Raw genomic sequence first — 25,005 nt, forward strand, 5'->3', positions numbered from 1 at the left:
AAGGCTTGGATATGCCTCTGCAAATTGTGCCAAGTGCAAGATATGTGAGAGGGTATGTTATATGGATGTTAAGATATCTGAACATGTTGATCAGAAGACTTTAAGAGATATAAACTGCATCTATTGCGGCAGATGCTTGGATGCCTGCAACACTAAAACTAAATTGGTAAAAATGAGTTTGAGCTTTTCAAAAAAGAATTCGAATTCAATATCTTAAATGCCGTTCGTGACTGATAAAAGGCAAATATGTCGGATGTAATTGTATGTGAAGGGAAAAAATTAGCTTTTGCATCTTTAGCCTTGAATGCCTTGTTTACTGCTTCAAAATTTTCTCTTTATCTCTTATCAGGCAGTTCAGCGCTTCTGGCTGAAACAGCGCATTCCCTTACTGATGTGATAGGAAGTCTTTTGATAGTGGGAGGCATCTACCTTTCTGAAAGAAAGTCAGATATGTTTCCGTGGGGACTTTACAAAATCGAAAACCTTGTAGCTATCATTACAGCGGGAATGATATTTATTTCAGTTTTTGAGATAGGAAAGATGATATATCACCCCTCTGCTGAAGGGATACGAAATCTCGACATGACCATAATAATACTATCGCTCATGGCAATCCCTATAATTATTTTTTCAAGGTATGAGGCAAGACGAGCAAAAGAGATAAATTTCCCGTCTCTGATGGCTGATGCAGAACACTGGAAAATGGATATTGCGCCTCTTGCTATTGTCATAGCAGGTATTTTAGGAACTCGATTTTCCTGCCCAAATTCAGACAGGATATCAGCATTACTCATACTTGTTTTAATACTCAGAGCTGCATACGGTATTCTCAGAGATTCCATAAAAAGCCTTTTGGACGCATCAGTAGATAAATCAGTCATAAAAAAAATTGAAAAAATACTAAATGAGTTTCCCCGGGTTAAAACAGTTTCTATACAGGCAAGGAATTCCGGAAGGTTTATATTCGTCTATTTAGATATAAGCCTCTCACTCAAGAAATTGAAAGAGTCTTCTGAGATTACAGAACAGATAGAAAAAAAGATAAAGGAACAAGTTCCATTTGTTGCACGCGTCATTACACAATACGAACCTGAAAAAAAAGATTTTCTCAGAATCGCTGTGCCTCTTGTTGAAAAGGACGGAGAAATTTCGGCTCACTTTGCCAGCGCACCTTATATTGCCCTGTTTGATATACAACAATTAAACGTTCTGGCATCACCTCCAGAAATAATAAAAAATATTTTTGCGGCTATTGATAGAGGGAAAGGCATAAGGCTTGCGGAATTCTTAGTTGAAAAAGGAATTGATATCCTTTATATAAAAGAAGATTTCAAAGGAAATGGGCCCGAACACGTCTTTTCAGGTGCTGAAGTAGAGGTCAGAAAAACAAATTGCAAGTTTCTGGAAGAGTTAGTTAAAGAGGTCAAATACAAAAAATAAAACATTTGAATGGGGAGATCATGAATAAAAAGAAAACAACAGTTGAAGTAAAGAGGGAATGTGGAGCAAAAAACAGCGCATCTCCTGAAAATCCCGAACAGGTAATTGAGATGATAGCTCTGAATTCGGCGGTCAACAAAATAAAACATAAGATTCTCGTGCTTTCAGGAAAAGGCGGCGTCGGGAAAAGCACAGTGGCCGCCAATATGGCTGTTGCCCTCTCATTAAAGGGCAAAAAGGTCGGACTAATGGACATCGATGTCCACGGACCGAGTATTCCAAAGCTCCTGGGGCTTGAGGGACGCCCGATCAGGCAAACGCCCGACGGCTTACAGCCTATCGTATACAATGATAATTTGAAAGTGATCTCGATCGGCTTTATGCTGAAAAATGAAAAAGACGCGGTTATCTGGAGGGCCCCGCTCAAACATTCCTTGATTAAACAATTCCTGACTGACATGGAATGGGGAGAGCTTGATTATCTTATCGTCGACTGCCCTCCGGGCACCGGCGACGAGCCGCTATCAATTATTCAGCTTCTCGGCAGTGTCGATGGAGGAGTTATTGTGACGACTCCCCAGGACGTTTCTCTTACCGATGTCCGCAAATCGATCACCTTTTGTCATCAGGTTAATATCCCTGTTTTAGGCTTGATCGAAAACATGAGCGGATTTATCTGCCCCAATTGCGGAGAGAGGCACGACATATTCAAGAGCGGCGGCGGCGAGCGGCTCGCCTCTGAAATGAGGGTCGCATTCCTCGGCCGGATACCTTTGGAGCCCAGGCTTGTTGCATCAGGCGACGACGGCAAGCCGTATCTGGAATTTTCAAAAGATTCGCCAACTGCAATGGCCTTCAACTTAGTCCTCGAACCGATTATCGCTCTTGCGAAAGATAAAAAAGAGGGCTGATGGCTGCTTACGATTATAAATGCAACGCCTGCGGGTTTGTATTTGAAAAACAACATGGGATGGATGAAAGCCCCTCTTTTGAGTGCCCGAAATGCAGGGGAAAGGCCAAAAGGATGATCTCGGGCGGAAGCGGTTTCATTGTAAAAGGGACCCATTCGATAGCACCCGTGCAGACGAGGTGCGGGAAAGAGCAGACCTGCTGCGGTAGCACTACTCCCTGCGAAAACGGATGCGGCAATGATTAAGGCATAGATTATGGAGATCATTTCTTACAGCGAAGCCTTACAGCATGTAAAAAATACTCTAAGACCTTTGGGTTCTGAAAGCCTTCAGGTCTTAGAGCTTGCTGGAAGAATCACGTGCGACGATATTTTTTCTCTCGTTGATTCGCCTTCTTCCGATATTTCTCTAAAAGACGGATACGCTGTCAGGTCTTCAGATATTGCTAGTGCTTCTGAATCAAATCCGGTAAAACTTAAATTGATCGGCAGTCTTACTGCAGGAGGTTCTGATACTCTGGAGATAATTCCCGGAACTGCTGTAACAATAACATCAGGAACTTCGATTCCTGATGGAGCGGACGCTGTTATTTCACAGGAGTTCGCTTCTGACAACGGAAAATTTGTTACATCGAGAAATAATGCTCATCCCGGACGAAATATTTTAAGAAAAGGCACTGATGTTTCAATGTCAGAACTTATAATAAAAAAGAAAACTGTCCTCAGACCTGCACACATAGGACTGATAGCTGCTTCAGGTCATTCTTCAGCAAAGGTTTACAGAAACCCTGATGTGATAATAATCGCGACAGGAGACGAGATACTTCCTGTTGGAACCCCCGCTGTAAGCGGAAAAGTATTTGCGAGCAATCTTGTAACAATATCAGGATGGTGCAGAATTTACGGCATGAAATCAGAAAGCATTATAGTTGAAGACTCGGAAAAAGATATAGCCGATGCCATAAAAAATAGTATTAACAGATGCGATTGTCTTATAACAATAGGAGGAGCCTGGAAAGGAAGTAAAGACTTTGTAGTTGGGATACTCGACAATATGGGCTGGCAAAAATTTTTTCATAAAGTAAAGATGGGGCCGGGCAAAGCTGTAGGATTCGGATTGCTAGATTCAAAGCCTGTGTTCTGTCTGCCGGGCGGACCTCCATCAAATCAGATGGCTTTTATGCAGCTTGTCATCCCTGCTCTTATGATACTGGCAGGTCATAAAAGACAAGGGCTGGCTGAGACGACTGCTGTTGCAGGTACAGACCTGACAGGACAGGAAGACTGGACTCAGTTCATACACGGCACACTGTCGAGGCCGGATCACCTTATATTTAATCCGCTAAAAATGGACAGCAGGCTCCAGTTCATGGCAAAGACAGAAGCCCTTGCATGCATTCCCAAAGGGATATCCAAGATCGATAAAGGAAGCAGTATAAAGATACAGATAATTCCTGAATCTTTCATCTGCTATAATAATAAAAATGTCTCCAAGATATAAAAAACCAAGATTCTGCAAATGTCCTTTTAGAAAATTACGCGGACAGGTATTTAAACCTACAGGGGTCCCTTTGACAGAACTCGAACTTATAACTGTATATCGGGATGAGCTTGAAGCAATGTGCTTATGTGACATCGACAATCTGACACAGGAAGAAACAGGAGCTAAGATGGGCATTTCAAGAGGAACTGTGCAGCGTCTGCTTGAAGAAGGAAGGCGAAAGGTTTTAACGAGCATAATAAAAAAACAGGCTCTTGTTTTTCAAAAAGAAGGGAATGTTTCCGCAAAAAAGAAAAAATGCTGCAAGATATAATAAGGAAAGTTATTTATCGAGAATTTCCCTGACCTTTTTCAGAAGTTCAACAGGAAGAATCGGCTTTGAAGCAAAGTTTAATCCTTGTTCAAAATTCCCCTTTTTAAGCATAATATTTTCTGAATAACCGCTTACAAAAAGCGCTTTTATACCAGGTCTGATGTTATTTATCTTCTCAAAAACTTCTTTCCCATTCATTTTAGGCATTATTAGATCGCATATAATCATATCTATGACACCAATGTTGTCCTTGAATTTTACAAGGGCATCTTCTCCGTCTGCTGCCTCGATTACTTTATAACCGTAAGCTTCAAGTATTGTTTTTGTCACAACTCTTACATCTTTTTCATCCTCGATGACAAGTATTGTTTCAGTACCGCCTATTGGTTCTTCAGTCATCTGCGCTCTTTCCTCCTTTTCATCTCCTTGTACTAAAGGCAGATAAATCTTGAATGTTGTGCCTTCACCTAAATGGCTGTAGACATTTATATGCCCATTATGCTGCTTCACTATACCATAAGCTATTGAAAGTCCAAGGCCAGTTCCTTTCCCAACCTCTTTTGTTGTAAAAAAAGGCTCAAAAATTCTCTCCTTTATTTTTTCATCGATACCTGCGCCTGAATCGGAAAAAGTTATGCGCGCGTAAAGCCCTTTTTCCCAAAAGTTATACATTCTGACAAATTCATCATCCACATTAAACACGTCGGTGGTTATTGTAAGGTTACCGCCGTTTGGCATTGCATCTTTTGCATTTGTAGCAAGATTTATCAAAACCTGTTCAATCTGAGTTTCATCAGCCTTGACTATCAGCTTTTTTTCTGCAAGAAAAGTCTTGAACTCTATATCCTCTCCTATCATCATAGGGAAAAGCTTCTCTATGTCTTTTATAATCTGATTGATATCAACATTATTAACAGACATCGTTTGTTTTCTTCCAAAGACAAGAAGATTCTTTACCAGAGACGATGCCTTTCTTGAGGATTCTATAATATGTTTTATGTTCTCTTTTAGCGGGTCATTATCCTGCATCTTCATATCAGTAATGCTCGCGTAGCCGATTATCGCGGTAAGGATATTATTAAAATCATGCGCTACTCCGCCTGCAAGCTGGCCGATTGCATCAAGCTTCTGAGAATGAAGCAGCTGTTCCTCGATCTTCCTCTTTTCAGTAGCGTCAACAACCATTGACATATAACCTGTGAAATTGCCGTCAGGGTCACGCAAAGGGGTGTTATACCACTCGCACCAGATCGTGCGTCCGTCCTTTGTTATGTTTTCGTTAAATCCGTGAGCAGTCAGATCACCGCTTTTCATCCTTGTCCTTATGTTTTCGACATATTCTTTGACTGAGAGCGGGATAAACAAACTAAAAGGAGATTTCCCCAAAATTTCTTCTTTTGTGAATCCAAAAATCTTTTCTGCCGCAGGGCTCCAGTAAATGATATTAAAATCTTTGTCGTTTATAATGCATCCAACAGGCATTCGCTCAAGAATCAACTGAAGCCTCAAAAGCAGGTTGTCGCGTTCGATTGAGATCTCTTTGGCCCTCTTTTCAGATTCTTTACGTTCTGTGATATCGCGTATAATGGCAAGAAAGAATTTATTTCCCTCTATATCAATCACCCTGTTGCTCACCTCGATAGGAAATACCGTGCCGTCCTTTTTCTTGTGAAGTGTTTCATATATCAAGCCGTCTGTCCCCTCGGACTCTTTTATCTTTTCATATACCTCTTGACGGACATCTTCCGTCCTGAGGTCAAGAGCTTTAAGGCTGAGCATTTCTTCGTATGTGTAACCGTAGACCTGAAGAGCACGGTCATTTGCATCAACAATCGTTAAATCAGAGTCTGCAAGCATTATAATATCATTAGCATATTTTGTAAGACATTCATCTTTTTTCTTCATTATTTGATGTCTCAATTCTGTCTCATACTCCTGACGGTAATGTTCAGCGTTTTTCTGTTTCCACCATGAGATTACAGCTAATCCTGAAGCGGCAATTAGAAGAAGCATAAAAAATACTGTATCCCATGCACGGTCGCGGATTGGCGCATATATTTCTTCTGTATCAACCTTCGCTACAAGAAACCATGGAGTTTCAGGAACAGGACGTATTGCCGCAAGCACAGATGCGTCTCTGTAATCCCTTCCTTCAATTATTCCTGTTTCACCAAGAACTGCCTGCACAGCCGGTAGTTCAGTCTTAGTAATAGGCTTTTTAAGATTTAAAGCAGTATCTGTTTTGTGACGGAGTTCATTAAGAAATAAAACATTATCACCTTCACGCCGCACTAATAATGTCTCTGCTGTGTCGCTCTGCGTTGGCCACGATTGTATCAAGGGATACAAAAAATCATATGGATCAACCCTTACAAGCAAGACTCCGGAAGCAACCTTTTCCCCCTGAGCAGACTTTAAAAGAGGCACAGCAAGATCCAGATGAATGTGCTCAATCTCTGTTATTTTGTGAAAATCCGAGAGCAGAACATTATTTGTATGTATTGACTTCTTGATGAGCTGTTTTGCATGAGAACCGATTATTTTTGATTCAGTTGAAAATTTTACATTCCCCTTTATATCAACAAGCATAACGCTCATGAATTTGTATTGTTCTTTTATTGAATGCAGCCATTCGAGGATTTCATTTTCTGCTGAAGTCTCTGCCCCTTGGTTTAAAAATTTATCTATATAAAGCGCAATAAAAGGCGTTCTGGAGATTATTTCTCCGTAATTTATGATTTCTCTTCTCCAACTGTTAATCTCGCTGACTTTCAAGTCAGCAATTGCGAGCAGTTGGTCTTCTCTGCTATCTTTTATCTTTTCTTTCTGGTAAGTGTAGTAAAAATAACCTCCAGTGATGATAATTACAATAAGAATTGTAAAAACAATAAGTAAATATAAAGGTATTTTGTCAGGTCTTTGTTTCGGAAGCATAGGTATCTGCCTTTTTGAAAGATAAAAGAACACTAGATGCCGTAGTACGGTAAACTATCTCAGCATCCTTAATCATACTAAAAACCCTAGCACACAGTATTCCAGCTGTCAAGCGACCATGTCTCGAATTAAAATCCGGATTATTCGGGTTATAATAATCTGAAATAAAAAATCAAAGAAAGGCAGTCATATGAAAATCCGCGTAGTATGCGCTGGAACATTTGATCATCTTCATGCAGGACACATTGATTTTCTCAGACAGGCCCGTTCACTAGGCAATGAATTAATCGTCATTGTTGCCAGAGATGAGAATGTCAAGCGAATAAAAAAAATCCTACCTGGCAGCGATGAAAACAAAAGGAAAGAAGGTGTAACGAAAACAGGAATTGCTGAAAAGGTTATTTTAGGATCTATCGATAAAGATATATTTGCAATAATTGGAGAGATTAACCCCAATATAATAGCATTGGGTTATGATCAGCGTGTTTCTGAAACAGCAATAAAAGACAGATTTCCTGATATCAAGGTTGTACGCCTGAATCCTTTTCATCCTGATAAATACAAGTCCTCAATATTCAGATCTAGGGCAAAGTAGATAAAAAAATTTGAACCAAACAAAAAAGGGTCAGCCAAGGCTGACCCTTTGAAATAATCTAATTCTTTTTAGAAGAAAAGCTTCTGGTTAATCATAATACCAAGTGATACAAGAAGAGCATAGATTGCAAGAGACTCAATCATTGCTAGACCGATAATAAGTATCATCTGGATTTTACCTGATGCGCCAGGGTTTCTAGCAACACCTTCACATGCCTTGCTAAGACCAATTCCCTGTCCAATGCCTGTGCCTAAAGCAGCAAGACCGATTGCAAGACCTGCTCCAATAGCCGCCATTGCCTTAACATAATCACTTGATACCGCAGGCTTTGCAGCTTCCTGTGCAAAAACAACTGGAGCTGACAGGCAGATAAGAGCAAGCGCTATAAGCATTACAGAAAAAATCTTTTTCATTAGTGCTACCTCCTTTCTACAAGACTTCTATTTAAAATTAATGATTATTAGTGGCTTTCTTCTACAGAGCCGGCAAGATACAGCGTAGCCAGCAGTGTAAAAACAAACGCCTGTATGACGCTTACTAGAGTGCCAAGCGCCAATATAGCTGTAGGAATAATCCAAGGAGTAAGAATCGCCAGTACCCACAACAGTATATGTTTTGCCATCATGTTTCCGAAAAGTCTCACTGACAGCGTGACAGGTCTCAGCATGTGACCAATAAACTCTATTATGAACATCAGCGGGGCAAGCCACAACACTGGTCCAAGAAAGTGTTTTATATACTTTAGTCCATGCAGTCTGATGCCGTAATAATGTGTCGCAAGGAAGACTGGGACTGCCATTGCAGCGTTTGTGTTTATGTTGCTTGTTGGTGAATAAAACCCAGGGATCAATCCCATAAAATTACAGATTAATATGAACATGAATAACGTGCCTATCAAAGGAAACAATCTTCTGCCCCATTCAAGCCCGATGTTTTCCTCTGAAAGTTTTAAAAATGAATCTATTACTATCTCCATAAAATTCTGCGTGCCTTTTGGCACTATTTTTATAGTAGTTCTTATAGCAAGAGCAGTAGAAATCAATATAATAGACGCAAGAAATGCATAGGAAACATTGTGAGGTATTTTATTGGGATCTATTATTGCATCAAGTAAAAGCACTTCCTGCATACCAGCTGCCATTTTACTTCCTCCATTTTTAACTGCGGACTGATGAAAAAATCTTTGGTATGTTAATTTAAAACAGGTTGAAAGTCAAGCCTAAAGGCGTGTTTTTCCATCGTAAAGATATTAAAAATTCTGATATAATTCATTACAAATTCTAATTAGCTCTCAGACTTTATTGACGCTATTGTCTTGAAGCTGAAAAATTCAGTGATTTCATTAATAAAAGCAGATATAATTCAGTAACATGAATAGAACAATTTTTCTTATCTGCAACCCTGTTTCCGGCAAAAATTCCTTAAAAAAAATCAGACAGGCAATTGAACTGATAAAAAACAGGGGGTTAGATGTTCATTTGATGCTCACTTCACAAAAAGGTGACGCTGAAATATTTGCAAAAAAGCTGGCGGAAACTTCGAATAAATCAGACAATCACGAATTACCATCGCTAATTATTGCTGTTGGAGGAGACGGCACATACAATGAAGTCATTAATGGAATTGCCGATACAAACCTTCCCATGGCAATACTTCCATTAGGAACAACAAATGTGCTCGGGAAAGAACTCAACATACCTGAAAATATCGAGGCTGCACTTGATATTGCCCTTACAAGAGATGCTCGTAAAGTCTCACTAGGAAAAATAACTTTTGAAGCAAAGAATCACGCGGATAAACCACATTCAAGATATTTTTGTCTCATGGCAGGCATCGGCTATGATGCAGCAGCTGTATATGGAGTCAACAGTTTTATGAAAAAATATTCAGGTAAAACTGCGTACATTTTTAATGGACTTAAGAAATTCATCCTTTGGAATCCTGATATGCTTGTTTTCAGCGTTGACGTCAAATCATATAATGGTTATTCCGCAATAATCAGCAATGTCTCGAAATATGCAGGAAACTTTCAGGTCGCACCTGATGCCCGTATCAAAGATAATGCGCTTTACTCTTTTATTATGCACGGCAGCAGACGGATGGACATCCTCAAATACGCATTCGGAATAATTTTCAAAAAACATCTTTTATACAAAGATATAACATATGCAAAGGCTGAAAAGATTTTTATTAAAGGAAAAGCTCCAGTCCAGATAGACGGAGATTATGCAGGTTCAACTCCTGCATCTATTGAAGCAGTGCCAAATGCGCTGAATCTTGTTTATTAGATTTTCTCCCCTGAGTTAAGAAAACGATACAAGAGGTTATTTTTTTTCTTTGAATCCCAGAAGAATATTGTACTTACTATGAAATAGTATCAATGCCTCTCTGAGTTTTTCTTTAGAGGCGTTTTTTTCCAAAAGCGCAATTATGTTGAATAACTCGGAATCAAGGTCTTTGCGAAATTTATCTTTATCAAGAACCTTGCATTCCTTGTCTAGTCTTTCCAATAATTTATTAACCTCCATTATGAAAGATCTTATATAGAAATCATCACTGTTTCTAACACACAACCGTCTGTGATAATTCCCGGCAAGTATGAGCTTAATCTCCACCTTGAGTCTTTCAAATGGACCTATGAAACGATGAGCAAAAAATATTGCCAGAACAACTACAACCATAATATAACCGACAAAAACTCCTATAAAAGACGGGACAATAGACAACCCGCCTTTTTCTGCTCTTATACCCAGTTCTTTTGTAATATATGCGAATAGTATTCCAGCCAGGAGTGAACAGATAACTATAATAGCTATAGAGAGCTGGAGCTCTTTAGCCATAAAAAATCTTTGCTTTGCTTTTTTAATATCCATTTTTTTATTTTAACACTGAAAAGCTCTAAATACCAATAAAAACATTAATTGCAGCTTTATTGTATATAATATGCAAGTGAACAGAAAATATCTCAAACTCATAACACTCTTTGCTGCCTTAATATTACTGTTGGGTTACAGCTCATATGACAGAAAGGACGCAGAATCAAGATCATATGACACTGCATATAAAAAAGTCCTGAGGGTAAGCGACGGCGATACTATAAAAATCATTTTTAATAAAAAAAGAACAAGCGTAAGGCTTATAGGCATCGATGCTCCTGAACTAAAACAAAAACCATGGGGACAGAGATCAAAAAAACATCTTCAAGAACTTCTGAAAGCATCCGACTGGCAGGTGAGGCTTGAGTTTGATGTTGATAAAAGAGACAGATACGACCGTCTGCTCTGCTATGTTTATACCAAAGACGGGGATATGATTAATGCCAAAATGTTGAGCGACGGATATGCAGTGCTCTATACGATCACTCCAAATGTAAAATATGTGGAGCAATTAAGAGATGCCCAGCTCAAGGCTAGAGAGCAGAAACTCGGAATATGGGGAAGTGATGGACTGACAGAAAAACCATCTGATTATAGAAAAAAACATAAAAATTAAATCCCCCTTGACTTACCGCAGAAATTTGTGATATATATAAAATGCTTTATATATTAAACCAATGTTGAAAAAAATCTCGGAATACATAGTCTACGATTTAATAAGCCTTGAGAAGGGATCACGTCTTTCAGGATCTCTGGAGTTCTTTGTCTATGACACTATAAAGATATTCCTGCTGCTTGCAGCAGTCATATTTGCAGTCTCAATAATAAGAAGCTACTTCTCTCCAGAGCGGACAAGAAGAATCTTATCGCATAAAAAAGAATTTATAGGAAATACCCTCGCAGCCCTGCTTGGAGTTGTAACTCCGTTTTGTTCGTGTTCTGCAGTGCCTTTGTTCATCGGTTTTGTGGAGGCAGGCATCCCTCTTGGAGTTACATTCTCATTTCTTATCGCATCGCCCATGGTAAATGAGATCGCTGTTGTTCTGCTATGGGGACTGCTCGGCTGGAAGCTAACAGCACTTTATATAGGGACAGGACTTATAGTCGCAATACTAAGCGGCATCATTATCGGAAAACTGAGACTCGAAAAATGGGTAGAAGAATATGTATACAAAATCCACTCTTCTGAGAATCTTGAGTCTCCAAAGCTGATATTCAGGGAGAGAATTCAATACGCCAGGCTGAATACAATAGACATTCTCAAACGGATATGGCTTTTTATTCTCATTGCCATCGGCATCGGCAGCTTCATACACGGATATGTTCCTGAGGATTTTTTACTTAAATACGCAGGCTCTGATAATCTATTTGCAGTTCCATTGGCAGTTATTATCGGAGTTCCGCTTTATTCAAATGCTGCAGGAATAATACCGATTGTTTCAGCCCTGATAAGCAAGGGACTTGCTGTAGGCACAGTGCTCGCATTTATGATGGCAGTCACTGCATTATCTCTGCCTGAAATGATAATTTTAAGAAAAGTTATTAAACTGCCTCTGCTTGCTGTATTTGTCGGCATAATGACCATAACAATAATACTGGTTGGATATCTGTTCAACGCAATACTATAAATGAAAACTCTCACCATCACATGGCAGCGTCTGCTCATCAACAATAACCAGACCTGCGATAGATGCGGATCAACTGAAGAGGAGATCGAAAAAGCATATCTTCTATTGAAAAAATCCCTCTCTCATCTGGATATAGATGTTGTTCTGGAAAAGTCTGTTATGGATATATCCGCCTTTAAGAAAACGCCTTTGGAATCCAACTCCATATTGATTGCAGAAAGGCCGCTTGAGTACTGGATAAAGGCTGATGTTGGGCAGAGGCCATGCTGCGGTCCATGCGGGGACAATGAATGCAGAACGATTAAATTCAATAACCAAACATACGAGACAATCCCCTCTGAGCTGATCATTAAGGCAGGGCTTCTTGCTGCAGCTGAGATGATACATAACAAATAAAATGGAGGAAATTATGATAATAAAAATATTGGGACCGGGCTGTGCAAACTGTTACAAAATGGAAGAGATGACAAAAGCAGCCTTAAAGCAGATAGGAATAGACGCAAAGGTTGAGAAAATAACAGATATAGCTGAAATCATGAAATATACGCTCTCAACTCCAGGACTTCTGATAAACAAAAAGCTAAAACATTCGGGCAAGCCTTTGCCAGATGTCAAAAAAATTATAGAACTCATCAAATCAGAAATGTAACCATCATGCAGGACATACTCAATATATTAAAAGCTTTATCCGACAAAACCAGACTCAGAATATTAAAGCTTCTCGGTAATGAAGAATTGTGTGTCTGCGATATCGTGGCAGCTCTGAATCTCATTCAGCCCAAGATATCTTTTCATCTGAACATATTAAAAAAAGCAGGGCTGATTAAAGACAGAAAACAGGGCAAATGGATTCATTATAGGATCGATAATTCAGATATGTTTAAAAGATTTTTGATCCTTTCAGTTATAGAGAAAATCCCTGAAGAAGCAGCCAAAAAAGACATGAAGAGACTTGAGGATTTTCTCAAAAAGAAATCGTCAATAATAGAAGTCAGCAAGATTAAAAATAAAATTCATTTTATGGAAAGAATAAAAAATGCTTAGAAGATTTTTTGAGAAGCTCCATAATTTCAGACTTCTTCCTGCTTTTGTAATTGCGAGCATGATTATCGGTATTGCAATCGGCAAGTGGTACGGGATTTCAAATTTTGAACTCACGCCGCCTATTGATGCGATCAAATCAATCTTTCATGGCACATACCAATTCAGCATACCAAACACTCTGGCGCTCGGAGTAGTCGTCGGTCTCTTCATGATGATGTATCCTGCGATGGCAAATATCAGATTTGAAGACCTCGGCAAAGCAGCAAAATCTCCAAAACAGCTTGTGATCGTAATGTTCTTCAACTATGCTGTAGCGCCGTTTTTCATGCTGCTGCTCGCAAAGTTATTCCTTGGCAGCGAGCCTGATCTTTATACAGGGCTTGTTCTCTATGGGCTTGCGCCCTGTATTGCAATGGTGATTGTCTTTACATATCTTTCAGCAGGCAACGGCCCTCTCGCAATAATACTTGTAGCGCTGAACTCGATAATCCAGATGCTGCTCATCCCTGTCTACGCAAAGTTACTGCTCGGTGAGCTGAACTTTGATGTATGGGTTGTTGCAGAAAGCGTAGTTCTTTATCTCGGCATTCCGCTTGCAGCCGGCATATTCACAAGACTTATTGGAGTGAAAAAGTTTGGTGAGCAGTGGTTCAGCAGGCTCAAGTTTCATCTCGATACCATATCCATATCAGGCCTGCTTTTCACGCTTATAGTAATGTTCGCGCTGAAAGGCGATTTAATACTCGAAAGACCGTTTTTGATCGTGCAGATGGCAATACCAATGACGCTCTTTTTCTGGATAATGTTTGTGGTTGTGTATCTTGTAAGCTGGAAACTCGGATTTAACTACAAAGATTCCGTTGCAGTCGGTTTTAATTCAACAGGAAGAGACTTTGAGATAGCAATCGCAATAGCCATAACAGCATTTAATTCAACTGTCGCACTTGCAACTGTCATCGGGCCGTTGATAGAAGTGCCTGTAATGCTCGCGCTCGTATGGTTTGCAAGAAAGACAGAGGCGAAACTATTCAGGCAATAAATATATTTTCAGGGGGACTTTTGAAAAGGCTACTTTTTATTAACCTTAGTCTTTGCAGCACAAAAGAGGTGAAGACACAGATGAGAAAGATCGAGTCCTGAAAGTTCGGGCCAAAAGACATAGATCTCTTTCAGGAGCTCCAGTGGGCATACGCAAAACGCATGGGCAACAGGCCGCTTAAAGAATCATTATTATTCAGGAGATAAAGGACTTCAAATGGCCCGGGTCTGTCTGCAAAGACATGGGCAAAAGAAGAGACAATGACTACAAAGATGTACCGATAAGATACCCACTTATTAAAAAAAGGAGAAAACAATGACAGAAAGAAAATTTCACACAAAAGGATTTATAAGTCTTCTTACAGCACTTAGCACTATCTTCATGACTATCTCAGGGATTGTACTTTATTTTGTGCCGGCCGGCAGAATAGCATACTGGACAAAATGGAAATTCTTTTTTCTCACAAAAGAAAACTGGATAGATATGCATGTACTGACAAGCCTGCTTTTTATTATTGGAGCCGTATACCACATCTATCTTAACTGGGCTGTGTTCACAACCTACATTGTAAAAAAGGCAGAGCGCGTATTGTCCTTAAAAAAAGAGATGGCAATTGCATCTGTGATAACAGCTATATTTGTTATAGCGTCGATTTACACTATTCCTCCTCTCAACTATGTAATAAAATTCAGCGATTATCTTAAAAATTCATGGGTCACAAGCAAAGAACTGGAGCCTCCCTTTGGTCATGCAGAACTTCTCTCCTTGAAATCATTTGCTAAAAAAATGGATATGGATCTAAATCTTGCAGTCGAAGAGCTCAAAAAAAATGGATTTAAGATTGAATCATCAAATGATTCTATAGAAAAAATAGCAAAAAATCACAACACTTCTCCGCTCGAGATTTATAAAATCATAAAAAAATACGAGAAGAAAGATACAGCAGGTGAAATAATAAGCTACACCCCTGAACAAGTAGATGAAAAGTTCGCAGGCACAGGGCTCGGGAGAAAAACACTGAAGCAGATCATCGAAGAAAACAAGTTGGATATCAATAAAGCGAAGAAAAAACTGTCTGAGAAAAATATTCAGACAAAAGAAGGAGAAACCCTTAAACAAGCAGCTGACAGGCACAATACAACACCTATCGATATAATGAAAATAATTCTTGTTGATGAAAAAAGAAACAGATAAAATATTACACTGATATGATTTTGAGCGTAGAATAAAGAACTCTGTTAAAGTATAATAAACAGTTGTGTTAAAAGTAAAAATTCAATACATACTATTTCCCCGGAGATAGATTTGAGATGAACCTGCCTGAGATTGATACCATAATATTCCGGTTTGTAAACGTTTCAATTCAGAATAGTTTTTTTGATGTAGCTATGCCTTTTATCTCAAGATATTACTTCCTGTTTATTTTGGTTACTATGGCATGGCTAATAAGCAAAGATAAAAAAAATGCGCTTATTCCGATATTTCTTACTATAGTATCCATGCTGCTCACAGATTGGGGCTCGAATTTAGTTAAACACATCTTCGAACGTATAAGGCCGTGCAATTCTTTAGAAAACATAAGACTATTGGTCGGCTGCACTGGTTCTTTTTCAATGCCTTCAAACCATGCTGCAAATTCCTCTGCCATTATATTTGCTCTGTCATATCACAGATCTATTCAAAGAACATTTCTTAAATGGATTTTAATAGCAATCGCTTTTCTGGTCGGACTTTCAAGAGTATATATTGGAGTACATTATCCATCCGACGTTATAGCCGGAGCATTGATCGGTATTCTAATCTCTTTAATCGTAATCTTTTGTTATAAAAAATTATCCGCAAGATATAAATCAAAACCTTACAGTACTCTATTTATTTCATTTCTGGCTGCAATAAGTCTATTCAGGATTTACTTCATTTCTAGCGGAATCGTTGACCTGAGTCCTGACGAAGCACAATACTGGGAATGGTCCAGAAGGCTCGACTTAAGCTATTACTCAAAAGGGCCGATGATCGCATATCTTATAGCGCTTGGAACAGCAGTTTTCGGAGATAATGTTTTTGGAATACGTGTTATGGCCGTCGTGTTTTCCACGCTCAGCAGTATTGTTTTATATATCCTAGGCAAAAAACTCTACAATGAAAGGACAGGACTAATTGCAGGAATACTAATGCAGGTCGTCCCTCTTTATTCAGTATACGGAGTAATCTTTACAATAGACTCACCATTTATATTTTTCTGGATATTGTCGCTCTTTCTCTTCTGGAAAGCCATCGAGAACAACAGCTCTGCTTACTGGATTTATCTGGGTTTATCAACAGGCGCTGGACTTCTTACTAAATACACCATGGCTTTATTTTTCACCTGCGCATTAATATTCCTGCTAACCTCGAAACAGCACCGACGCCTTTTATTTTCAAAATGGCCTTACATCAGTCTTGTTCTTAGCGCAATTATTTTCAGCCCTGTAATATACTGGAATGCAGCTAATGATTGGGTCACATTCAAACATACTGCAGGCCAAACACATATAGCTGAGGGCTTGCAATGGTCTATTAAAACTTTTGGAGAATTTTTGGGCTCGCAAATACTGCTGGCAACGCCTGTAATATTTGTTCTGATGTTTTATTCATTTTACAAATTAAAAACTGACACAAAGGGAAAATTCTTATTATGTTTTTCTGTGCCTGTAATTTTGTTCTTTATCCTTAAGAGCATTCAGGCAAAGGTTCAGTCAAACTGGGCATTAACCGGATATGCGTCGGGATTCATCGCATTCTCAGCATATTTCATAACAAGATGGGAAACTCTGAAAAATTCTCTGAAATGGACAATAATTGCAGGAGCTGCTTTAGCAGTTCTTTTTACTGCTTTTGCTCACTATTCACAAGTCCTTAAGCTGCCGGTAAAATTAGATCCTAGCTCCAGAATAATAGGATGGAAAGAACTCGGCAAGGAAGTCAGCGTTATTTCAGAGGAACTTTCAAAAAAGGGTGATTTCTTCATATTTTCCGACAGATATCAAGTTACAAGCGAACTTGCATTTTATGTAAAAGGCAGACCTGTTACATACTGCATAAATCTCGGAAGGAGAATGAATCAGTACGACCTCTGGCCGGGCTTTGAAAACTTCATTCATTCAAATGCAATTTTTGTTACAATAGATGAAATCGCAATGCCAGATGCCCTTTTAAAGGGATTCGCAAAATGCGAGAAAAAGCTTTTAACTGTTAATGTAAAAGGCAGGGCAATCAGAAAATACACAATATTTGCATGCAATGATTTTAAGGGAATACAAAAACAAAGGATAACTAGCTACTGATGACACTTTCTATTGTAGTGCCGATTTATAACGAAGAAGAAAATGTAATTATTCTTCATCAAAAAATCAAAGATGTTCTGGATAAACTGGGTCTTGAATATGAAATTATTTTCATTGATGACGGGAGCACAGACAAGACACTCAGCTTGCTTGAAAATATACAATCAAAAGATAAGAATGTCGTAATTTTGAGCCTCAGAAGGAATTTCGGCCAGACAGCTGCTTTTGCAGCAGGTTTTGATTTTGCAAAGGGAGATGTAATTATCACAATGGACGGAGATCTCCAGAATGATCCTGCAGACATACCTAAGTTTTTGGAACTTATGAAAGACAATGACCTTGTAAGCGGCTGGAGGAAAAAAAGAAAAGACAAATTTTTTACAAGAAGACTTCCCTCTATGATCGCTAATTTTATAATCAGCAAGGTTACAGGCGTTAATCTCCATGATTACGGCTGCTCTTTAAAGGCGTACAGAAGAGATGTAATAAAAAACTTAAAACTTTATGGTGAGATGCACAGGTTCATTCCTGCTGTTGCAAGCTGGTATGGCGTCAGAATCGCAGAGGTCGAGACAACTCATCATCCGAGATTAAGAGGAAAATCAAAATACGGCCTATCCAGAACGATTAAGGTTATTTTAGATCTTATAAATGTAAAGTTTCTTCAGAGTTTTTCTACAAAGCCTTTGCAGTTTTTCGGTCCAATCGGCTTATTCAGCAGCATTCTTGGATTTCTTATCTCGCTTTATTTGAGTATAGACAAGATATTTTTTGGCACACCAATAGGCGGCAGACCAATGCTTTTGCTTGGGGTGCTGTTGATAATAGTAGGAATTCAACTTGTAGGTATGGGGCTCCTCGGCGAGATGCTGGTAAGGGTGTACCATGAAAGCCAGAGAAAACCAATCTACATAATAAAGAGAGTCCTTGGCCCCGGGAATTAAGAAAATACTTTTGCTGATAATAAAGCTGGCAGTAAGTTCCGGTCTGCTTTATTATGTTTTGTCAAATGCAGGAACAGACAAAGTATTTTCTATCATGAAAACAATAAATCCATCTGCCTTCTTACTGACAATTCTTTTATATGTCTTTTCCATTTATATATCAACAATAAGATGGAGGATGCTTCTCCCAGAAGAATTCAGGACAAAAAAACTTTTTTCCTATTATCTGATAGGTTCTTTTTTCAATACATTTCTCCCCGGCCTTATAGGAGGAGATGCTGTAAAGACCTATTATTTATACAAGGATATCAACTGCGGAAGCACAAGTCTGGCCTCTGTCTTTATGGACAGATATGTGGGATTTGCAGCAATTATGTTGATCGCAATTTTTTCCTATATTGCAGGCTACAGCTACATTAAAGGCACTCTTATAGAATGGCTTCTGCCTGTAATCATCATCTCATTTATTATTGTCAGCCTGATGATATTCGGGCTGCGTTTCGGCAAAAAAATAAAAATTATTTCAGATTTTTACAATTATTTCGACGAATACAAAAACAGCAGAAGCCTTATATTAAAAACACTTTTACTCTCCTTGTTAATTCAGATAATAAGCACCTTTTCCCTGTATGTAATTTCACTCGGATTAGGACAGGAAATTCCCCTTATATACTTTTTTATTTTCTTTCCGATAATAATCACTATCTCAACTCTGCCTGTCTCGATCTCAGGACTTGGAATAAGAGAATGGTCTTTTGTACTTTTATTCGGGCTTATTGGTATAGGAGCAGAGACAGCTACAGCAATGTCTTTCGCATGGTTTTTAGCCCTGGCATGCGGCGGACTTGCAGGACTAATTGAATATCTAAGGTTAAAGAAATGAAAGGGAAAATAATTGCAATCAACATAAGCGCTAAGAAAAGTGTCCGCAAAAAACCGATTCAAGAGGCTGTAATCCGGACAAACTATGGGATAGAAGGCGATGCACATGCATCAGGTGAATGGCACAGGCAGATAAGCCTGCTTGCAATCGAGAGCATCAAAAAAATGCAGGCTCTTGGACTGAAAGTAAATCCCGGAGACTTTGCCGAGAATCTGACAACCGAAGGGATTGTTCTCCCAGAACTGCCGATTGGGACAAAGATGAGAATAGGCAATGTTGAGCTGGAAGTCAGTCAGATAGGCAAAGAATGCCACACGAGGTGCAGCATATATTATCAGGCAGGCGACTGTGTAATGCCCAAGGAAGGCATCTTCGTCAAGGTTTTAAAAGGCGGCAGGATAAAAACAGGCGATGAGGTCATTGTAGGATGATAAGCGTTGCCATACTCACACTGAGTGATAAAGGTTCAAGGGGTGAGAGAGAGGATTTAAGCGGTCCTGCGATTAAGGAAACACTCAAATCAATTCAGGCGGAGATCAAATATTATGATATTATCCCTGATGAAAAAAATCTGATTAAAAACAAATTGCTCGAATATTCCGACAAAGTCGACCTTATAATAACAACAGGCGGGACAGGACTTTCACCTAGAGATGTTACTCCGGATGCAACGCTTGAGGTCATTGAAAAAGAGATACCCGGCATCCCGGAAATAATGAGAATAGAAGGCCTTAAAAAAACAAGGAGATCAATGCTTTCAAGAGCAGTTGCCGGTGTAAAGGGAAAGACATTAATAATAAACCTGCCGGGAAGTCCCAAGGCAGTAAAAGAGAATCTCGCCGCGGTATTGGATGTAATTCAGCACGCAGTAGAAAAGATCAAAGGCGATACTTCTGAATGCGGCGGGATATAAAATAAATCTTTAAAAAGAAAGGTTGACTATGAAAGATGTCTCAGTATCCTTTGCATTTATAGCAGGTCTTTTGTCATTCCTGTCTCCATGCGTTCTTCCTCTGCTTCCATCATACATCTCTTTTATAACCGGCATTTCTTTTGAGGAATTAACTGCTGATGCAGACAAAAAAAGAATCAGAACACTCACTATTAAACATTCATTATTATTCATAGCAGGATTTTCTCTAATATTCATCCTGCTGGGCGCTTCATCTTCTTATCTAGGGAGAGTTTTATTTGAATATAAAGACTGGATCAGGATTGTAGGCGGGGTTGTAATCATCATCTTCGGACTCTCAATATCAGGGATTCTCAATATAAGTCTGCTAATGAGAGAGAAAAAAATACATCTGAGCAGCAAACCTGCTGGATATTTAGGAACGGTTATTGTAGGAATGACATTTGCAACAGGATGGACCCCATGCATAGGTCCGATACTTGGAACAATCCTTATTTATGCCGGATCAAAAGCCTCGATGCTTGAGGGGATAAAATTGCTGGCTATATATTCCGCAGGCCTTGCGCTCCCCTTTCTGGCCGCATCGCTTGCCATCAACAGTTTTCTGAATTACTCAAAAAAACTCCAACGCTATCTGCGTTTCGTGATGACAGCAGGCGGAGTTATACTTATTCTTTTCGGCATATTGCTCGTTACAGATCAGCTTAGAATAATAGCGGCGCTCGTGCCAAGTTTAGAGATAAGTTCATTTTAGATTTTTATCAAAATTTTTAGCTGAAAGAGGCCGAATGCAATTTTCTGAATCAGACAGTGATGAACAAAACAGAAAAATAAAAGAAGAAATAAGTCATAGGGTAAAAATCCTTAATCGTATTTACATCTTTATAGTTTTTGCTATCCTTCTCCTGATTGCAAGATTTTTATATTCACCTTCAGGTCATACTGAAACTCTTTTTGCTATAACTGTCATGTGCATTGCTGCATTGTTGATTGTAGCAGCGCTATACCAAACCAGAGATATTACGAAAAATGCCTTGGATAAAATAGACGACCATAAAATCCAGCTGAGAAATCTATTAAAACCGGCACAGGACATCAGAGACATTGATCATGGTGAAGTACTCCTTGAAAGCATTGTTGAATATGCTGTTGAGACTATAAAAGCTGACGCAGCCTCACTTCTTTTTATTGAAAAAGACAGGCTTGTATTCAGAATAGTTGTCGGAAGCAAAAGGGCTGCTTTGTTAGGGCTTGCAATCCCTAAATCTCAGGGCATAGGAGGATGGATTGTCGAGAAAAACAGCATTGTAAGCATTAATAATGTTATGGAAGATTCAAGATTCTATCCTGATGTAGATAAGATTACAGGTTACAAAACAAATTCCATACTATGTGCGCCTGTATTCAAAGATTCTACAACAATAGGAGTCCTGGAATTAATAAATAAAAAACACGGCTCCTTCAGCGACGAAGACAAAAAATTAATTGCGTACTATGCTGACCAGATATCCATAGCAATCGGAAAAGACTTTCTTTACAAGGAGCAGCAGCGTAATAAAAAATATATTGAAAATATTCTTGATATTATAGAAGAAGCAAATGACGAAGCTTAGACAAAAATTTTTCCAATAGCCGATTCCTCAACTGTGCCCTTCCTGAGAATTTTAATATTCTCTTCGCTTACATCAACTATTGTTGACGGCATTCTGCCAGAAGTCTTTCCTCCATCTATAACTATATCGATTCTTTTTTTAAAATATTCTATTACCTCATCTGCGGATCCAGCAGGTTTTGACGCTGAAAGATTAGCGCTCGTAGTCGTTATCGGAAACCCTGACAATTCAGCAAACCTCAATGCTATAGACTCTCCGGGAATCCTCACCGCGACTTTGCCTGTTTTTCCAGTTATATAGATCGAGAGCTCCTTTTTTGCCTTGAATACAAGAGTAAGAGGGCCCGGCCAGAATTTTTTAATCAGCAATTCAGCTTTGTCGTTCACATCTTCCGTAAGCAAAGAAAGCATTTTTTTACTGCCAATTATCAAAGGAAAAGGTTTATCATCTTCTCTGCTTTTTAATTCATACAGCCTTTTTAAGGCGTTTTCATTATCGAACTTTGCGCCGAGGCCATAAAATGTTTCTGTGGGATATGCTACGATGCCGCCTTTGTGCAAAACAGCAGCAGCTTCTTTCAAAACCTCTTCAAGATTATCTTCAGTGATCTTTATGAGCATTGGTTTTTATCTCCGTGAAAATTGTTTTATAATATCATAAATTGCGAGAGCATGAGTAGAGGGATTTCCTTCATATAACGCAGAAGCATAAGATTATTTTAGCTCTGAAGTTTTCTTGACAAAACTTATCGACAGATATAGAATCATAAAAAAAAATAAACATGCGCCATAAAAAATGCATTAATTATCACCGGCTAATATGAATAATATCGATAAACTTCTTGTTGAGGAAAAGGCCAAATCTGATCTGCAGAGCTTAAAACAAAGAAAAATCTTACGGATAATTGCGATATTCCTGTTACCTATATTTCTTGGCATTGGTTTTTTTTCATTCCTCTCGTTATTTAAGGCATTATCCAAACAAAAATTTATTGCTATATCTGCCATAATCATAATATATTCGTTACTGGCAGGCTTGGTTGAATATATAATAAAAACCAAAACAAAGAATCAAAATAAAATATTATCTTTTATTGTTCAGGTCGTCCTATTCGGGCTCTTGTCAGTCATAATGATAAGATTAATTGAAAACTAAAATGAAGGTGACATTTAACAAAAAAATTGCAACTGATAATAAACTGACGGTTAAAGCAGGCCTCTGTGCCCTGGCGGCTGATGGCTGTCGTTTTGTGAGGATAATAATCAATGTTTGATAATTCAATAATTAAAAAGACACGTCAAATGTGGAAGCTGAATTTAGCCTTCATTTTAATTCTTCTAGGCACTGTTGCACTGTTCGGCGGCATTACAATAGCAGATACAACGCTAACTGCTCTGACTGCAATATTAATAATCGGTGGCATTATCATCAGTCTACTAAGCTTAATATTTTTGATTGTTGCCTTACGCTGCCCAAATTGTAGGGCAGCTTGGTTCTGGCATGGCATCAGCGGTCATAGCCCGAGTAATTGGTTATTCTGGCTGATGTCACGAACTGAATGCCCGAACTGCAAAAAATGATTTGCAAATCAATGACAAAAATGTAACGTTCGCATAAAGGAAAACTAGAGACACTTCCCGCATTTTATTGATAAGCCGAAACATGAGAAAAACTAAATAATGAATCAGCTGTTATTTCTTCTTTTTTCTCACTCTTATCGTATTACCATGCGCTTCGAGCCCTTCTGCGTCAGCGATTGATTCTACTGTAGAGGCGAGTTTATCGAATCCTTTTTTTGAGAATGAGAGCAGGCTTGTGCGTTTGATGAAATCATAAACTCCAAGCGGAGATGAAAATCTTGCTGTTCTGCCTGTTGGAAGCGTGTGATTAGGCCCTGCAGAATAATCTCCAAGAGCTTCTGGTGTCCATTGTCCAATAAAAACTGCTCCTGCATTTTTTATCATTGGAATAACATATTCAGGCTTTTTGATTATAATCTCAAGATGCTCAGGTGCAATTTCATTAGAGATCGAAACAGCATCTTTTATATTTTTTGTGATAATAACAGCTCCGTACTTATCGATGGATTTGTACGCAATCGTATTTCTTTTCAATTTTAAAAGCTGAATTTCGAGCTCCTTCGTCACCCTTTGAGCAAAATTTTCAGAATCTGTAACAAGAACTGAAGACGCAAATTCATCATGCTCTGCCTGGCTCAGCAAATCTGCTGCAACAAATGACGGAACAGCAGATTTATCCGCTATTATTAAAATCTCACTGGGACCTGCAATCATATCAATGTCCACATCGCCAAAAACAATTTTCTTTGCAGTAGCAACATAAATATTCCCGGGACCTGCGATCTTATCGACTTTTTTTATCGTCTTTGTCCCGTAAGCCATTGCTCCGATCGCCTGCGCCCCTCCGATTTTATAAACTTCATTGACTCCGAGCATTTTTATTGCTGTCATTACATAGGGATTTATTTCACCTTTAGGTGTTGGAAAGCATATCGCAATCTCTTTGACGCCTGCTACCTGAGCTGGTATCACATTCATCAAAACGCTGGACGGATAAGACGCCTTTCCTCCGGGCACATAAACTCCGGCTCTTTCAATCGGTTGAATTATCTGGCCAAGAATGTTTGAACTAAGATTGATTTTAGATAAGAAACGTTTTTTATAAATATTATCCTGAATAATCCAGGATTCTTCTTTCTGCAGTTCGTGAAATTTTCTTATTCTTTTTGCGGAAATCTCCAGAGCCTTAACTATTTTTTTGTCAGCCTTGCGTGAAAATCTTAAAATCTCAGCTTTTGAGAATGCCAGGCTCTTTGCATTAGGGTCATCAAATTTTCTAGTATATTTAAGAACAGCGCTGTCTTCATTCTTCTTCACATCACTAAGTATTGCCCTGACTGTTTTTTCTATCAGAGGAGTAATACCTGAAGCTCTATGTTCAAGAAGTTTAAGGAAAGTTTTAATTTCATTTGTTTGTCTCAAAATTCTCATAGAATAATTTTATATTTTAGGCGTTCATTATTCAAGCT

27 protein-coding genes and 1 pseudogene are annotated in these 25,005 nt (G+C 38.7%); 22 read left to right on the top strand and 6 right to left on the bottom strand.

Features of this window, described 5'->3' with window-relative positions; translation table 11 throughout:
* Window positions 1-40: 40 nt before the first annotated feature.
* The 6 genes and pseudogenes from LLF28_03215 to LLF28_03240 all read left to right on the top strand — a co-directional run bounded on the left by LLF28_03215 (window position 41) and on the right by LLF28_03240 (window position 4,164).
* Window positions 41-217, top strand: coding sequence for a hypothetical protein (locus LLF28_03215; protein MCE5194455.1), 177 nt, complete (start codon window positions 41-43; stop codon window positions 215-217).
* 29 nt (window positions 218-246) lie between these two features.
* Window positions 247-1,440 carry a cation diffusion facilitator family transporter gene (locus LLF28_03220; protein MCE5194456.1) on the top strand — a complete coding sequence of 398 codons (1,194 nt, stop codon included), beginning with the start codon at window positions 247-249 and terminating at the stop codon, window positions 1,438-1,440.
* 149 nt (window positions 1,441-1,589) lie between these two features.
* Window positions 1,590-2,351 (top strand): annotated as a pseudogene (locus tag LLF28_03225) (Mrp/NBP35 family ATP-binding protein).
* Window positions 2,351-2,596, top strand: a complete 246-nt coding sequence (locus LLF28_03230) for a zinc ribbon domain-containing protein (GenBank protein MCE5194457.1) — start codon at window positions 2,351-2,353, stop codon at window positions 2,594-2,596. The pseudogene LLF28_03225 and the gene LLF28_03230 overlap by 1 nt, the downstream one beginning before the upstream one ends.
* A 10-nt stretch (window positions 2,597-2,606) precedes the next feature.
* Complete coding sequence (locus LLF28_03235) at window positions 2,607-3,851, top strand: molybdopterin molybdotransferase MoeA (GenBank protein ID MCE5194458.1); 1,245 nt, start codon at window positions 2,607-2,609, stop codon at window positions 3,849-3,851.
* Entirely contained in the window at window positions 3,835-4,164 is a 330-nt protein-coding gene (locus tag LLF28_03240) for a DUF134 domain-containing protein (protein ID MCE5194459.1), read from the top strand. The genes LLF28_03235 and LLF28_03240 overlap by 17 nt, the downstream gene beginning before the upstream one ends.
* A gap of 9 nt (window positions 4,165-4,173) precedes the next feature.
* On the opposite strand, the gene LLF28_03245 is transcribed toward LLF28_03240, so the two are convergent.
* Window positions 4,174-7,098 carry a PAS domain S-box protein gene (locus tag LLF28_03245; protein MCE5194460.1) on the bottom strand — a complete coding sequence of 975 codons (2,925 nt, stop codon included), beginning with the start codon at window positions 7,096-7,098 and terminating at the stop codon, window positions 4,174-4,176.
* A 190-nt stretch (window positions 7,099-7,288) separates the two neighbouring features.
* On the opposite strand from LLF28_03245, the gene LLF28_03250 reads away from it, so the two are divergent.
* A complete protein-coding gene (locus LLF28_03250) occupies window positions 7,289-7,693 on the top strand; it encodes an FAD synthase (protein ID MCE5194461.1) in 405 nt (134 codons plus the stop codon).
* A gap of 68 nt (window positions 7,694-7,761) precedes the next feature.
* Here the strand turns inward: LLF28_03250 and atpE are convergent, their stop codons facing one another.
* Window positions 7,762-8,106 carry an ATP synthase F0 subunit C gene (gene atpE / locus LLF28_03255; protein MCE5194462.1) on the bottom strand — a complete coding sequence of 115 codons (345 nt, stop codon included), beginning with the start codon at window positions 8,104-8,106 and terminating at the stop codon, window positions 7,762-7,764.
* Window positions 8,107-8,153: 47 nt separating this feature from the next.
* The gene (gene atpB / locus LLF28_03260) at window positions 8,154-8,834 is read right to left on the bottom strand and encodes a F0F1 ATP synthase subunit A (GenBank protein ID MCE5194463.1); all 681 of its coding nucleotides are present in this window, start codon (window positions 8,832-8,834) and stop codon (window positions 8,154-8,156) included.
* Between the two features lie 229 nt (window positions 8,835-9,063).
* Here atpB and LLF28_03265 point away from each other — a divergent pair, with 229 nt between their 5' ends.
* On the top strand, window positions 9,064-9,981 hold the full coding sequence (locus LLF28_03265; GenBank protein ID MCE5194464.1) for a diacylglycerol kinase family lipid kinase: 918 nt from the start codon (window positions 9,064-9,066) through the stop codon (window positions 9,979-9,981).
* 36 nt (window positions 9,982-10,017) lie between these two features.
* On the opposite strand, the gene LLF28_03270 is transcribed toward LLF28_03265, so the two are convergent.
* Window positions 10,018-10,566 (bottom strand): hypothetical protein, encoded by a 549-nt coding sequence (locus LLF28_03270; GenBank protein MCE5194465.1) that lies wholly within the window; start codon window positions 10,564-10,566, stop codon window positions 10,018-10,020.
* Window positions 10,567-10,636: 70 nt separating this feature from the next.
* Here LLF28_03270 and LLF28_03275 point away from each other — a divergent pair, with 70 nt between their 5' ends.
* From LLF28_03275 to LLF28_03340, 14 genes are all read left to right on the top strand, one after another.
* Window positions 10,637-11,185 carry a thermonuclease family protein gene (locus LLF28_03275; protein ID MCE5194466.1) on the top strand — a complete coding sequence of 183 codons (549 nt, stop codon included), beginning with the start codon at window positions 10,637-10,639 and terminating at the stop codon, window positions 11,183-11,185.
* Window positions 11,186-11,246: 61 nt separating this feature from the next.
* Window positions 11,247-12,197, top strand: coding sequence for a permease (locus LLF28_03280; protein ID MCE5194467.1), 951 nt, complete (start codon window positions 11,247-11,249; stop codon window positions 12,195-12,197).
* Window positions 12,198-12,593, top strand: a complete 396-nt coding sequence (locus LLF28_03285; GenBank protein MCE5194468.1) for a DUF2703 domain-containing protein — start codon at window positions 12,198-12,200, stop codon at window positions 12,591-12,593. It abuts the gene before it with no gap.
* A gap of 13 nt (window positions 12,594-12,606) precedes the next feature.
* On the top strand, window positions 12,607-12,846 hold the full coding sequence (locus LLF28_03290) for a thioredoxin family protein (protein ID MCE5194469.1): 240 nt from the start codon (window positions 12,607-12,609) through the stop codon (window positions 12,844-12,846).
* Window positions 12,847-12,851: 5 nt separating this feature from the next.
* Window positions 12,852-13,241 (top strand): metalloregulator ArsR/SmtB family transcription factor, encoded by a 390-nt coding sequence (locus LLF28_03295; GenBank protein ID MCE5194470.1) that lies wholly within the window; start codon window positions 12,852-12,854, stop codon window positions 13,239-13,241.
* Entirely contained in the window at window positions 13,234-14,280 is a 1,047-nt protein-coding gene (locus LLF28_03300) for an arsenic resistance protein (GenBank protein ID MCE5194471.1), read from the top strand. The genes LLF28_03295 and LLF28_03300 overlap by 8 nt, the downstream gene beginning before the upstream one ends.
* A gap of 315 nt (window positions 14,281-14,595) precedes the next feature.
* Window positions 14,596-15,474: a DUF4405 domain-containing protein gene (locus LLF28_03305; protein MCE5194472.1), complete on the top strand. Its 879-nt coding sequence runs from the start codon at window positions 14,596-14,598 to the stop codon at window positions 15,472-15,474.
* A 116-nt stretch (window positions 15,475-15,590) separates the two neighbouring features.
* Window positions 15,591-17,603: a glycosyltransferase family 39 protein gene (locus LLF28_03310; GenBank protein MCE5194473.1), complete on the top strand. Its 2,013-nt coding sequence runs from the start codon at window positions 15,591-15,593 to the stop codon at window positions 17,601-17,603.
* On the top strand, window positions 17,603-18,547 hold the full coding sequence (locus LLF28_03315) for a glycosyltransferase family 2 protein (protein ID MCE5194474.1): 945 nt from the start codon (window positions 17,603-17,605) through the stop codon (window positions 18,545-18,547). The genes LLF28_03310 and LLF28_03315 overlap by 1 nt, the downstream gene beginning before the upstream one ends.
* A 10-nt stretch (window positions 18,548-18,557) precedes the next feature.
* Complete coding sequence (locus tag LLF28_03320; GenBank protein ID MCE5194475.1) at window positions 18,558-19,430, top strand: flippase-like domain-containing protein; 873 nt, start codon at window positions 18,558-18,560, stop codon at window positions 19,428-19,430.
* The gene (locus tag LLF28_03325; protein ID MCE5194476.1) at window positions 19,427-19,861 is read left to right on the top strand and encodes a hypothetical protein; all 435 of its coding nucleotides are present in this window, start codon (window positions 19,427-19,429) and stop codon (window positions 19,859-19,861) included. Before LLF28_03320 ends, LLF28_03325 begins: the two co-directional genes overlap by 4 nt.
* Complete coding sequence (locus LLF28_03330) at window positions 19,858-20,343, top strand: MogA/MoaB family molybdenum cofactor biosynthesis protein (protein ID MCE5194477.1); 486 nt, start codon at window positions 19,858-19,860, stop codon at window positions 20,341-20,343. Before LLF28_03325 ends, LLF28_03330 begins: the two co-directional genes overlap by 4 nt.
* A gap of 28 nt (window positions 20,344-20,371) precedes the next feature.
* The gene (locus tag LLF28_03335) at window positions 20,372-21,097 is read left to right on the top strand and encodes a cytochrome c biogenesis protein CcdA (GenBank protein ID MCE5194478.1); all 726 of its coding nucleotides are present in this window, start codon (window positions 20,372-20,374) and stop codon (window positions 21,095-21,097) included.
* A gap of 34 nt (window positions 21,098-21,131) precedes the next feature.
* Window positions 21,132-21,956, top strand: a complete 825-nt coding sequence (locus LLF28_03340) for a GAF domain-containing protein (protein ID MCE5194479.1) — start codon at window positions 21,132-21,134, stop codon at window positions 21,954-21,956.
* On the opposite strand, the gene LLF28_03345 is transcribed toward LLF28_03340, so the two are convergent.
* Window positions 21,953-22,576 (bottom strand): threonylcarbamoyl-AMP synthase, encoded by a 624-nt coding sequence (locus LLF28_03345; protein ID MCE5194480.1) that lies wholly within the window; start codon window positions 22,574-22,576, stop codon window positions 21,953-21,955. The genes LLF28_03340 and LLF28_03345 overlap by 4 nt on opposite strands.
* A 1,071-nt stretch (window positions 22,577-23,647) precedes the next feature.
* Window positions 23,648-24,958 (bottom strand): histidinol dehydrogenase, encoded by a 1,311-nt coding sequence (hisD, locus tag LLF28_03350; GenBank protein ID MCE5194481.1) that lies wholly within the window; start codon window positions 24,956-24,958, stop codon window positions 23,648-23,650.
* Window positions 24,959-25,005: the final 47 nt, after the last annotated feature.

The organism is Nitrospiraceae bacterium (genome assembly GCA_021373015.1).
Taxonomy (GTDB): domain Bacteria; phylum Nitrospirota; class Thermodesulfovibrionia; order Thermodesulfovibrionales; family UBA1546; genus JAJFTJ01.

What these genes read in the sequence shown, in the direction of transcription:
- LLF28_03305 (MCE5194472.1), top strand. Translation starts at nt 14,596, where the DNA reads ATGACAGAAAGAAAATTTCACACAAAAGGATTTATAAGTCTTCTTACA.
- LLF28_03230 (MCE5194457.1), top strand. Translation starts at nt 2,351, where the DNA reads ATGGCTGCTTACGATTATAAATGCAACGCCTGCGGGTTTGTATTTGAA.
- LLF28_03220 (MCE5194456.1), top strand. Translation starts at nt 247, where the DNA reads ATGTCGGATGTAATTGTATGTGAAGGGAAAAAATTAGCTTTTGCATCT.
- LLF28_03295 (MCE5194470.1), top strand. Translation starts at nt 12,852, where the DNA reads ATGCAGGACATACTCAATATATTAAAAGCTTTATCCGACAAAACCAGA.
- LLF28_03265 (MCE5194464.1), top strand. Translation starts at nt 9,064, where the DNA reads ATGAATAGAACAATTTTTCTTATCTGCAACCCTGTTTCCGGCAAAAAT.
- LLF28_03245 (MCE5194460.1), bottom strand. Translation starts at nt 7,098, where the DNA reads ATGCTTCCGAAACAAAGACCTGACAAAATACCTTTATATTTACTTATT.
- LLF28_03280 (MCE5194467.1), top strand. Translation starts at nt 11,247, where the DNA reads ATGTTGAAAAAAATCTCGGAATACATAGTCTACGATTTAATAAGCCTT.
- LLF28_03310 (MCE5194473.1), top strand. Translation starts at nt 15,591, where the DNA reads ATGAACCTGCCTGAGATTGATACCATAATATTCCGGTTTGTAAACGTT.
- LLF28_03240 (MCE5194459.1), top strand. Translation starts at nt 3,835, where the DNA reads ATGTCTCCAAGATATAAAAAACCAAGATTCTGCAAATGTCCTTTTAGA.
- atpE (MCE5194462.1), bottom strand. Translation starts at nt 8,106, where the DNA reads ATGAAAAAGATTTTTTCTGTAATGCTTATAGCGCTTGCTCTTATCTGC.
- LLF28_03335 (MCE5194478.1), top strand. Translation starts at nt 20,372, where the DNA reads ATGAAAGATGTCTCAGTATCCTTTGCATTTATAGCAGGTCTTTTGTCA.
- LLF28_03315 (MCE5194474.1), top strand. Translation starts at nt 17,603, where the DNA reads ATGACACTTTCTATTGTAGTGCCGATTTATAACGAAGAAGAAAATGTA.
- LLF28_03270 (MCE5194465.1), bottom strand. Translation starts at nt 10,566, where the DNA reads ATGGATATTAAAAAAGCAAAGCAAAGATTTTTTATGGCTAAAGAGCTC.
- LLF28_03325 (MCE5194476.1), top strand. Translation starts at nt 19,427, where the DNA reads ATGAAAGGGAAAATAATTGCAATCAACATAAGCGCTAAGAAAAGTGTC.
- LLF28_03345 (MCE5194480.1), bottom strand. Translation starts at nt 22,576, where the DNA reads ATGCTCATAAAGATCACTGAAGATAATCTTGAAGAGGTTTTGAAAGAA.
- LLF28_03330 (MCE5194477.1), top strand. Translation starts at nt 19,858, where the DNA reads ATGATAAGCGTTGCCATACTCACACTGAGTGATAAAGGTTCAAGGGGT.
- LLF28_03275 (MCE5194466.1), top strand. Translation starts at nt 10,637, where the DNA reads ATGCAAGTGAACAGAAAATATCTCAAACTCATAACACTCTTTGCTGCC.
- LLF28_03235 (MCE5194458.1), top strand. Translation starts at nt 2,607, where the DNA reads ATGGAGATCATTTCTTACAGCGAAGCCTTACAGCATGTAAAAAATACT.
- atpB (MCE5194463.1), bottom strand. Translation starts at nt 8,834, where the DNA reads ATGGCAGCTGGTATGCAGGAAGTGCTTTTACTTGATGCAATAATAGAT.
- LLF28_03290 (MCE5194469.1), top strand. Translation starts at nt 12,607, where the DNA reads ATGATAATAAAAATATTGGGACCGGGCTGTGCAAACTGTTACAAAATG.
- LLF28_03250 (MCE5194461.1), top strand. Translation starts at nt 7,289, where the DNA reads ATGAAAATCCGCGTAGTATGCGCTGGAACATTTGATCATCTTCATGCA.
- LLF28_03340 (MCE5194479.1), top strand. Translation starts at nt 21,132, where the DNA reads ATGCAATTTTCTGAATCAGACAGTGATGAACAAAACAGAAAAATAAAA.
- LLF28_03285 (MCE5194468.1), top strand. Translation starts at nt 12,198, where the DNA reads ATGAAAACTCTCACCATCACATGGCAGCGTCTGCTCATCAACAATAAC.
- LLF28_03300 (MCE5194471.1), top strand. Translation starts at nt 13,234, where the DNA reads ATGCTTAGAAGATTTTTTGAGAAGCTCCATAATTTCAGACTTCTTCCT.